The sequence below is a fragment of the Flavobacterium sp. RSSB_23 genome, assembly GCF_051547145.1.
Taxonomy (GTDB): Bacteria; Bacteroidota; Bacteroidia; order Flavobacteriales; family Flavobacteriaceae; genus Flavobacterium.
Genome location: NZ_JBPTTO010000015.1, coordinates 30583 through 40862 on the forward strand (window position 1 = coordinate 30583; position 10280 = coordinate 40862).

The window sequence follows — 10280 nt, forward strand, 5'->3', positions numbered from 1 at the left end:
CTAAAACCCATTGTATAACCAATTAAGGAAAAATTTATGATTCCACAATTATTTGTAGAAAAAATCGATTTGGGTGATGGCAGAAGCATCACAATCGAGACAGGACGATTAGCCAAACAAGCGGATGGTTCTGTAGTAGTTAGAATGGGCGACACGATGATACTTGCCACAGCAGTTTCAGCTCGTAGCGCTAACCCAGCGGTAGATTTCTTACCATTAACAGTAGATTACCGCGAAAAATTCGCAGCAGCAGGTCGTTTTCCAGGTGGTTTCTTCAAAAGAGAAGCACGCCCTAGCGACAGCGAAGTATTGACGATGCGTTTAGTAGACCGTGTTTTACGTCCACTATTCCCAGATGACTATCATGCTGAAACACAAGTTATGATTCAATTGATGTCTCATGATGAAGAAGTAATGCCAGATGCATTGGCAGGTTTAGCAGCATCTGCAGCATTAGCAGTATCTGATATTCCGTTTTACAATTTGATTTCCGAAGTACGTGTTGCACGTATTGATGGTAAATTTGTAATCAACCCAAGCAGAGAAGACTTAGCAAAATCAGACATCGACATGATGATTGGTGCTTCTATGGACTCTGTAGCGATGGTGGAAGGTGAGATGAAAGAAATCTCAGAAGCTGAAATGGTAGAAGCCATCAAATTTGCACACGAAGCGATTAAAGTTCAAATTGAAGCACAATATCGTTTACAAGCGGCTTTTGGCAAAAAAGAAACTCGTACTTACGAAGGAGAAAAAGAAAACGAAGAAATTTATAAAAAAGTAAAAGCTGCTGCTTACGATAAAATTTATGCTATCGCAAAAGTAGGTTCTGCTAAACACGAAAGAAGTGCTGCATTTGCTGAAGTAAAAGAAGAAGTAAAAGCTTTATTTACTGAAGAAGAATTGGCTGCTGACGGTGATTTAGTTTCAAAATATTTCTACAAAACCAACAAAGAAGCCGTTCGTAATGTAGTGTTAGAATTAGGTGTTCGTTTAGATGGTAGAAAAACAACTGATATTAGACCAATTTGGTGTGAAACAGATTATTTGCCAAGAGTTCACGGTTCTTCTTTATTTACTCGTGGAGAAACACAAGCTTTGGCTACAGTAACTTTAGGAACATCTAGAGAAGCGAACCAAATCGACTCTCCATCAGAACAAGGTGAAGAGAAATTCTATTTACACTACAACTTCCCTCCTTTCTCTACTGGTGAAGCAAAACCACTAAGAGGAACATCAAGAAGAGAAGTAGGTCACGGAAACTTGGCACAACGTGCGTTAAAAAACATGATTCCTGCTGACTGTCCTTACACTATCCGTGTGGTTTCTGAAGTATTAGAATCTAACGGTTCTTCTTCTATGGCAACCGTTTGTGCAGGTACAATGGCCTTAATGGATGCTGGAGTTCAAATGGTAAAACCAGTTTCTGGAATTGCTATGGGATTGATTACTGACGGAGAGAAATTTGCGGTATTGTCTGATATTTTAGGTGACGAAGATCATTTAGGAGATATGGACTTTAAAGTAACTGGAACTGCTGACGGAATCACAGCTTGTCAAATGGATATTAAAATAGAAGGTTTACGTTATGACATTATGGAGCAAGCCTTGGCACAAGCCCGTGATGGACGTTTGCATATTTTAGGCAAATTGACCGAAACTATCGCTGCACCTAGAGCTGACGTAAAAGCACACGCTCCAAAAATCATTACAAGAACTATTCCTGGAACTTATATTGGTGCCTTGATCGGACCTGGTGGAAAAGTAATTCAAGAATTACAAAAAGCTACAGGAACTACCATCGTAATCAACGAAGTAGACGAGCAAGGTGTGATTGAAATTTTAGGAACGGATCCTGCTGGAATCGAAGCTGTATTAGCAAAAATTGCTTCTATTACTTTTAAACCACAAATGGGAGAAGCGTATGAAGTGAAAGTAATCAAAATGCTTGACTTTGGTGCTGTGGTAGAATATACTGCTGCTCCAGGAAACGAAGTGTTATTGCACGTTTCTGAATTAGCATGGGAAAGAACTGAAAACGTTGCCGATGTTGTAAAAATGGGAGATGTTTTCCAAGTGAAATACTTAGGTATTGATCCTAAAACTCGTAAAGAGAAGGTTTCTAAAAAAGCATTAGTACCTAGACCTCCACGCGAAGAGAAAAAAGAATAACGATTCAAGTAAAGGTTATATTCAAAAACCCCTTATTCATTTTGAGTAAGGGGTTTTTCTTTGCATAAAAAATCGAGCCTAAATCCATAGTTATTTATGAATTTCACAATAAAAATCAAAAAAAGTTAAACAACTTTACATTTAATTCATATAAAAAAAATACCTTTAACCTTATTAACCTTATAAACCAGTAATAGACATGGCAATTACAGTTATTCAAAACACAAAAATTAACACACAAGTATTTACTTTTACAAGTCCTGCAACCGTAACCTATCCAGTTGCTCCTTTGGTTTCGGCAAAATTCTACACCCCTGAAGGTGGTCCCTTAACCCTAAAAATTAGAGCTACTTTGTACATGAACTCAGAGGACACTATCCCACCAACAGTGCAAACCCCAATAGAAAATGGAAACGTACTAACCATGAATTACGATTACAATTTCTCCGAAGAAACCCCAGAAACTTGCGATGTATATTATATAGAAGTGGATTATACTTCGGACACTGTGGGAAACATTACAGAAATTGATTCTTATATGGTAAATGAAGATCCTGAGACTTCTAGAGGAACGGAGGTAATCGTTAAGTATCCATAATAAGCCCTATAAATAGTATAAAAAGGCATCGAAAAAACAGTCTTTGACACATATTTTTCTCGATGCTTTTCATTTTACATCCATAAAACAAATCGTTATGTTTAGAGTACGAATAATTATAAATCTATGCATTGTATTCTCTAGCTTTTTTGTATTCCCACAAGAAAACAACAAAGATTTATTGCACTTAGAACTTAATAAACAAACGCAAAAATTTCCAACCGAAATTAATTTTAAAAAAGCAAAAATATTTTTTTATAAAAAATACTGGGATTCTACTCTAGTATATTCAATGAAACAGCTAAATTCTAGCAAAACTAAAGAAATAGCAGATTATTGCCATTTTTTAAGAGGTAGTAGTTTCCGAGAATTAAAACTTTTTCGAGAAGCGAAAACCGAATTTAATTTGATTTCCAAAAAATGGCCGTTATATCCTTTTGTTTACAATAATCTTGGTATCATTTCATTAGAATTAAAAGACTATAAAAACAGCATTTATTACTTTAGTATACTCGAAAAACTTTCAGAAAAGGATAAAAAAAAGTATTATATCAAAAGTCTATATGAAAATATTGGGCTTTGTTATTTACTTTTAAATCAGCTCTCAAGTGCAGAAAATTACTACTTAAAAAGCAATGAGATTTTAAAAAAAGAAAAAGACACTATTTCATTAATTGGAAGCTATAGCAATATTGCAAATTTATACTATCAACAATACAAAGATCGCCAAGCCATTCCCTATTTTGAGAAAGCCTATTTTTTATCCAAAAAAGTAAAAAATTTTGACACCAGAAGGGTAGCTTCCAAAAACATGGCGATAGTCGAAGAAAATCGAGGCAATTTCAAACAAGCCCTAGTCTACCGCAAAGAATCAGAGCAATGGCAAGATTCTCTTAACAACCAAAACAAAGTTTGGGCACTCGCAGATTACGAGAAAAAATATGCGGTGGCTCAAAAACAAAAACAAATCTCGGTACTCAAAGTAGAGAATGAATTAAAAAATACGCAACGCAATACCATGTTTTTCTCTACCGTAGGTTTGCTACTCCTTTTAACTGGCGGTGTGTATGTTTATGGACAAAAGGTAAAAAATGCCAAAATCATTTTAAGCCAAAAAGAAAAACTAGACGAACTCAACGCGACCAAAGACCAACTGTTTTCTATTGTTAGCCACGATTTGCGTTCATCAGTTAATGCACTAAAAACCAGCAACACCAAACTCACCAGTTCATTAGAATCCAAAAACTACGACGAACTCGACAAACTCCTGCATCAAAACAGTGCGATTGCCAATGGCGCCTATAGCCTATTAGACAATTTGTTGCATTGGGCGTTACTACAAACCCAACAATTGTATTTTCATAAAGATTCGGTGCATTTGTTTTCTATTGTACAACAAATAGAATACAGCTACAAACCCTTACTGTTAGAAAAAACAATTGCCTTTGAAAATGAAGTATCCAAAAACTGTTTTATCTTCGTAGATCTCGATTCGTTAAAAATAATTTTGCGCAACTTGTTGGATAATGCTATTAAATTCTCTCCAGAGAACAGCAAAATTCGTTTTTATAGCCTAGACACCCCATCCGAGTTCCATCAATTCATCATTGAAGATCAAGGCATTGGGATGCGTCCAGAAACCATAGCCGAGTTATTAGAAGACAACGAACTATTGGCCAAGAAAAGCAATTCAGAAATCATAGGAACGGGACTCGGAATGCAATTATGCAAACAAATGATCAAGAAAAATGGCGGCACACTCGCCATAGAAAGCGAACTCAACAAAGGCACTAAGATGATTTTATCATTCCCAAAAACCGTATAATATGGATACCATCAACATTCTAATCATAGAAGATACACCAGAAGAAAGCCACGCCTTAAGCAAAGTACTTTTGGAAAACAACTACAACATCGTTGGGGTAGCAAGAACCTTTAAAGATGCCTTAACGCTGTTTTATAGCGAAAAAGTAGATATTGCCATCATAGATGTTTTTTTGGATGGAAAACCCGATGGCATTGCTTTTGCTGAAGCGATTAGCATAGTACCCAATGCGGTTAAGCCTTTTGTGTTTTTGACCAGTTCGCAAGACCGTCAAATCTTCGAAAGAGCCAAACTCACTAAACCGTTTAGTTTCTTGATGAAACCTTTCAATGCATTAGAAATTTTGTATGCTATTGAAATGGCAGTAGAAAAATTTTATGCCCAAAGCCAAGTCTTTCAAAGCGAAGAACAAGATACCGTGGTAAGCAATGAGTATTTGTTTATCAAGAAAAAAAATGCCTTAAAAAAAGTAGCCCTAAAAGACATCCTCTACATCGAAGTGGAAGAACGGTATTGCAACATCATTACTGAGAAAGAAAAATTTGTGATTTTAATTTCGTTGACCAAAATCAGCGGTTTACTCAATCCCAATGAATTCATCAAAACCCATCGCAATTACTTGGTCAATGTAAACAAAATCGAAGAAATCATCCTTGCCGACAATTTAATCATCGTACAAGGCGGACACAAAGTCAACCTAAGCGACACCTACAAAGACTTCATTAAGAAAATGAATATTTTGTCGTAATATCGTTTCCTCAGATTTTGCAATCGCTATATTATAAAAAGACAATAACTAACACCACTTAAATTACTTAAACGAAGTAAGAAATAAGTTCTGATGAAGTTATTAAATTCAAAATGCATATAAAAATCTTCTCTCCATTTAAAAAACACTAATAAATTATTTAGTGGTTTACATACTAGTAAGTAAGTAAATTACTTTTAAAAATAACTAAACTATTTCTCATTAGTAGGTATTTGACTATATTTACAACCTCCCAAATTAAAAACCAAATCCCTAATTTGAAATAACGGAATGAGAAAAAAATACCCCCATTATCATCAATATGATTTTATGGATTGTGGTCCAACCTCCTTAAAAATGATTTGTAAATATCACGGCAAGAACATCGATTTGGTTTATTTGCGTGAGATTTCGTTTATTTCTGGACAAGGTACCTCCATGGCAGGACTAGTGGATGCTGCTGAGAAAATCGGTTTTGCTACTATGGGACTAAGTGTGAATTATCAATCCCTAGCCGAGGATATACCTTTACCCTGTATTGTACATTGGCGGCAACGCCATTATGCAGTTGTTTATGAGATTAAGAATGATAAGATCATTGTGGGCGATCCAGCAAACTATGACCTTATAACTTACACTAAGAAAGAGTTCGTAGAAGGATGGTTACCTTCCAAAAACAAACAAGAAGACTCGGAAGGTATTATCTTAGTAATGGAACCCACTCCTCTGTTCTATGAAGATGATAAAAACGTTTCTAAAAAACCAAATTTACTTTCTTTTTTAAACCAATACATCAGACCTCATAAAAAATACATTGCCCAAATTTTTTTAGGATTGTTTTTTGGTACGGTTATTCAATTAATATTTCCATTTCTTACCCAGCAAATTGTTGATACAGGAATCAATACCCGCAACCTCAACTTCATATACCTTATATTAACCGCTCAAGTAGTATTATTTATTTCACAGTCTGCACTTAGTGTTTTTCGAAATTGGATTTTGCTGCACATCACCAGCCGAATGAACCTAAGAATGCTGTCTGATTTTATAATCAAATTAATGAACCTTCCTATTATTTATTTTGACAGTAGGGCTACAGGAGATATCCTTCAAAGATTAAAAGACAATTACCGTATTCAAGAATTTTTATCAACCACCACATTAGACGTTCTTTTTTCAACACTCACTCTTTTTGTTTTTAGCTGTATTTTGGCTTATTTCAATCTGTACTTATTTTTGGTCTTCTTTGTTGGCTCAGCGTTTTACATGATATGGATTTTGTTATTTATGAAAAAACGAGCCGAATTGGATTTTCGGTATTTTGACCAACAAGCAAACTATCAAAACACAACTATTCAATTAGTTAATGGGATGCAGGAAATCAAACTCAATGGCTCTGAAAAACGCCGCCGTTGGGATTGGGAAGCCGTTCAAACGACGCTTTTCAAATTAAATATTAAAAATTTATCATTAAACCAAAGCCAAAATGAAGGTGGTCGTTTTATAGACCAAATAAAAAACATATTCATAAGTTTTATTGCAGCTAAAGCTGTTATTAATGGTGAAATGACTCTTGGGACTATGCTATCTGTCCAATATATTATTGGTCAAATGAATGTACCTATCAATAATTTTTTAACTTTTATAAGAAGTTATCAAGATGCAAAATTGAGTTTACTACGACTTTCAGAAATTCATAGTAAAGACAACGAAGAACCGGTAGATGGAGGCTTTATCAATGAACTGCCAGAAAACAAAAGTATCAAAATAGAGAATCTTAATTTTCAATACGGGAGTTCTGCTTCGCAAATGGTCTTAAAAGACATCAATATCACCATTCCCAACGGAAAAGTTACCGCAATTGTGGGAGCAAGCGGAAGTGGAAAAACGACATTATTAAAACTATTATTGAAATTTAACGAGCCTACCAACGGACAGATCTATGTAGGTCCAACAAATTTGAAAAATATAGGATTTAATTTTTGGAGGGCCAATTGCGGAGCAGTAATGCAAGATGGGTTTATTTTTGCCGATACCATTGCTAGAAACATAAGCGAATCCGACATCAATGGATTAATTGACCCCAAAAAGCTACGCCAAGCTACACATACCGCCAATATAACTGAATTTATTGAAGAATTGCCCAATGGCTACCAAACTAAAATAGGCGATAGTGGCATAGGCATCAGTGGTGGACAAAAACAACGCATCTTGATTGCAAGAGCCGTTTATAAAAACCCCGAATACATCTTTTTTGACGAAGCTACTTCGGCATTAGATGCTAACAATGAAACGGTAATTATGAAAAACCTTGACGAATTCTTCAAAGGAGATGCAAACAAAAGTAAAACGGTTATAGTAGTAGCACATCGTTTGAGTACCGTAAAAAATGCCAACCAAATCATTGTACTCAACAAAGGGGAAGTCGTAGAGCAAGGGAACCACAATGAATTAGTAGCAAAAAAAGGATATTATTTTACATTGGTAAAAAACCAATTAGAACTTGGTGATTAATAAAAATTTACAACATGTCAAACCTACCAGAAATAGATACTAGCAGTGAAGCCATAAGAGATTATATGGAGCAAATTCCAAACCGTTTAATACGGTGGGGTAGTTTAATCCTTTGTAGTGTTTTGTTCGTTTTGTTTGCCATCACTTGGTTTATTGAATACCCGTCTATAATTCGTGCCGATTTTAAACTTATCGCAGTACAAACACCAAAACCAGTTATTGCTAAAGTAAACGGGCGATTGGAACAATTATTTGTAGCTGATAATCAATCCGTAATTGCAGGACAAACGTTGGGCTACCTTGAAAGCACCGCCAAACACCAAGAAGTTTTGAGTCTGGACAAAGAACTAGAGCAATTGGCCACTTTGGTCAATCAAAGAGATGTGATGCACTTAAAACAATGGCAACTCAAAAACTATCAAAATCTTGGAAACGTACAAATGGCTTACCAAGACTTTCAGCAAGTGTATGTACAAACAGCTGCCTTGTTTAGAGATGGGTACTACCAACAAAAACAAAATTTTTTAAAAGGCGACATTCAGGAATTAAACCATTTGACTCAAAATCTAAAAAACCAAAAACAAATTTTAAGTCAAAATGCAGCACTACAGGAAAAAGAATTCCTGATGAACAAAACCTTGTACAAACAAAATGTTATTGCTGCATCCGACTTAAATAAAGAAGAAAGTAAGCTTTTAGACAAAAAATTACCGCTAAAAAATACCGAAACTGCAATAATAAACAATACTATACTGATAAGAGCCAAAGAAAAAGAACTCTTGGATCTGGACAAACTTGCTATTGAACAAAAAGAAACCTTCAAACAATCGCTAAACACCTTGCGTAGTGTAATTGCTTTATGGAAAAACAACTATGTATTGACGGCACCAAACCAAGGCATAATTAATTTTACTGACGCATTACAAGCCAAACAAAACCTGAGAGCAAACAGTATTGTACTGTATGTTGCTGGTAATAAAAAAGAATATTTGGGCGAAATAAAAATCCCTCAAGACAATTTTGGAAAGGTAACAATAGGGCAGCAGGTGCTCATCAAATTTCAAGGATATCCATTTGAAGAATATGGTGCTGCCGAAGGAAAAATAAAATCAATAGCACAAATTCCTAGTCCAGAAAATAAAAATTTTTATGCTATTGTTGCTTTACCAAACGGACAAAAATCCACCAATAATTCCCATTTAACTTTTAGAAACGGCATGCTTGCCTCTGCCGAAATCATTACCGAAAACAAAACCCTAGCCGAGCGCTTGTTTTATAGTTTTAAGAAAGCCATAAGCAGGTAATTTTTTCGAATATTTATAAAAAACTATCCTTTAGCGAAATAAACATTCTTTTGTAGTATCTTTCCTGACTTTTTTTTGCAATCGTCAGGATTTTTTGTTTATTTTTATTTTTTAATTTCTAAAAAATACGATTAATATAACCCAAAAGTCATACCCCCCAAGTGACTCAAAAAAAATGGAGCTATTTTTAAATTTAAAAAACAAAAAATTATGAAAAACAAAGCAACACAAACCACAAACACTGCTAAAACAGCAAAACTAAAGAATTTAAAACCTCTTTCTAAAGACGAATTAGAGACTGTTATTGGTGGTCCCGAAGGTTCTAGAGGCACATCGACAGAAGTTCCTTAGTAAACTACCAACTCTAAGAAGTCTCCCAACTTCGTCACACAAGTTGAGCACACCATACAGTCATACCCCCCAAATGACTCAAAAGAAATTGGGGCTTTTCTTAAATTTCAAAAACAAAAAATTATGAAAAACAAAATCACACAAACCGCAAACACGGCTAAAACCGCAAAACTAAAAACAATCACTCCCCTTACTAAAGAACAACTTGAAACCGTAGTGGGAGGCCCTGAGACTTCTAGAGGGACTGTGACAGGAGTGCAAAATTAAAAATAAACTTTATTGAAAAACCAGCGCTACGAAGTCTCCCGATAGCGCGGATTTGCAATCCGTGCCCATACAGTCATAACCCCCAAGTGACTAAAAAAAATTGGGCTATTTTAAATTTTAAAACAACAAATTATGAAAAACAAAATCACACAAAACACAAACACTGCTAAAACCGCAAAACTAAAAACAATCACTCCCCTAACTAAAAAACAACTAGAAACCGTAGTGGGAGGGCCTGAGACTTCTAAAGGTACTGTCATTAAACTATAACTTTTTTTAACCCGATACCCCGCGGATTTGCAATCCGTGCCCACACAGTCATAACCCCCAAATGACTCAAAAGAAATTGGGGCTATTCTTAAATTTCAAAAACAAAAAATCATGAAAAACAAAATCACACAAACCACAAACACTGCTAAAACCGCAAAACTAAAAACAATCACTCCCCTTACTAAAGAACAACTTGAAACCGTAGTGGGAGGACCTGAGACTTCTAGAGGG

9 protein-coding genes are annotated in these 10280 nt (G+C 35.3%); all 9 read left to right on the forward strand.

The features are described from left to right. The first annotated feature begins 36 nt into the window (after positions 1-36). Complete coding sequence (locus ACSVH9_RS15230) at positions 37-2172, forward strand: polyribonucleotide nucleotidyltransferase (RefSeq protein ID WP_438064445.1); 2136 nt, start codon at positions 37-39, stop codon at positions 2170-2172. A gap of 199 nt (positions 2173-2371) precedes the next feature. After that, the gene (locus tag ACSVH9_RS15235; RefSeq protein ID WP_438064446.1) at positions 2372-2770 is read left to right on the forward strand and encodes a hypothetical protein; all 399 of its coding nucleotides are present in this window, start codon (positions 2372-2374) and stop codon (positions 2768-2770) included. Between the two features lie 97 nt (positions 2771-2867). Then, entirely contained in the window at positions 2868-4595 is a 1728-nt protein-coding gene (locus ACSVH9_RS15240) for a tetratricopeptide repeat-containing sensor histidine kinase (RefSeq protein WP_438064447.1), read from the forward strand. Position 4596: 1 nt separating this feature from the next. Then, positions 4597-5343 carry a LytR/AlgR family response regulator transcription factor gene (locus ACSVH9_RS15245; protein WP_438064448.1) on the forward strand — a complete coding sequence of 249 codons (747 nt, stop codon included), beginning with the start codon at positions 4597-4599 and terminating at the stop codon, positions 5341-5343. Positions 5344-5634: 291 nt separating this feature from the next. Further along, a complete protein-coding gene (locus tag ACSVH9_RS15250) occupies positions 5635-7857 on the forward strand; it encodes a peptidase domain-containing ABC transporter (RefSeq protein ID WP_438064449.1) in 2223 nt (740 codons plus the stop codon). Between the two features lie 14 nt (positions 7858-7871). Continuing rightward, positions 7872-9161, forward strand: coding sequence for an HlyD family efflux transporter periplasmic adaptor subunit (locus ACSVH9_RS15255; protein WP_438064450.1), 1290 nt, complete (start codon positions 7872-7874; stop codon positions 9159-9161). Between the two features lie 210 nt (positions 9162-9371). Continuing rightward, positions 9372-9512 carry a bacteriocin gene (locus ACSVH9_RS15260; RefSeq protein ID WP_438064451.1) on the forward strand — a complete coding sequence of 47 codons (141 nt, stop codon included), beginning with the start codon at positions 9372-9374 and terminating at the stop codon, positions 9510-9512. Positions 9513-9635: 123 nt separating this feature from the next. After that, positions 9636-9779: a hypothetical protein gene (locus ACSVH9_RS15265; RefSeq protein ID WP_438064452.1), complete on the forward strand. Its 144-nt coding sequence runs from the start codon at positions 9636-9638 to the stop codon at positions 9777-9779. 132 nt (positions 9780-9911) lie between these two features. After that, a complete protein-coding gene (locus ACSVH9_RS15270; RefSeq protein ID WP_438064453.1) occupies positions 9912-10049 on the forward strand; it encodes a hypothetical protein in 138 nt (45 codons plus the stop codon). Positions 10050-10280 lie beyond the last annotated feature (231 nt).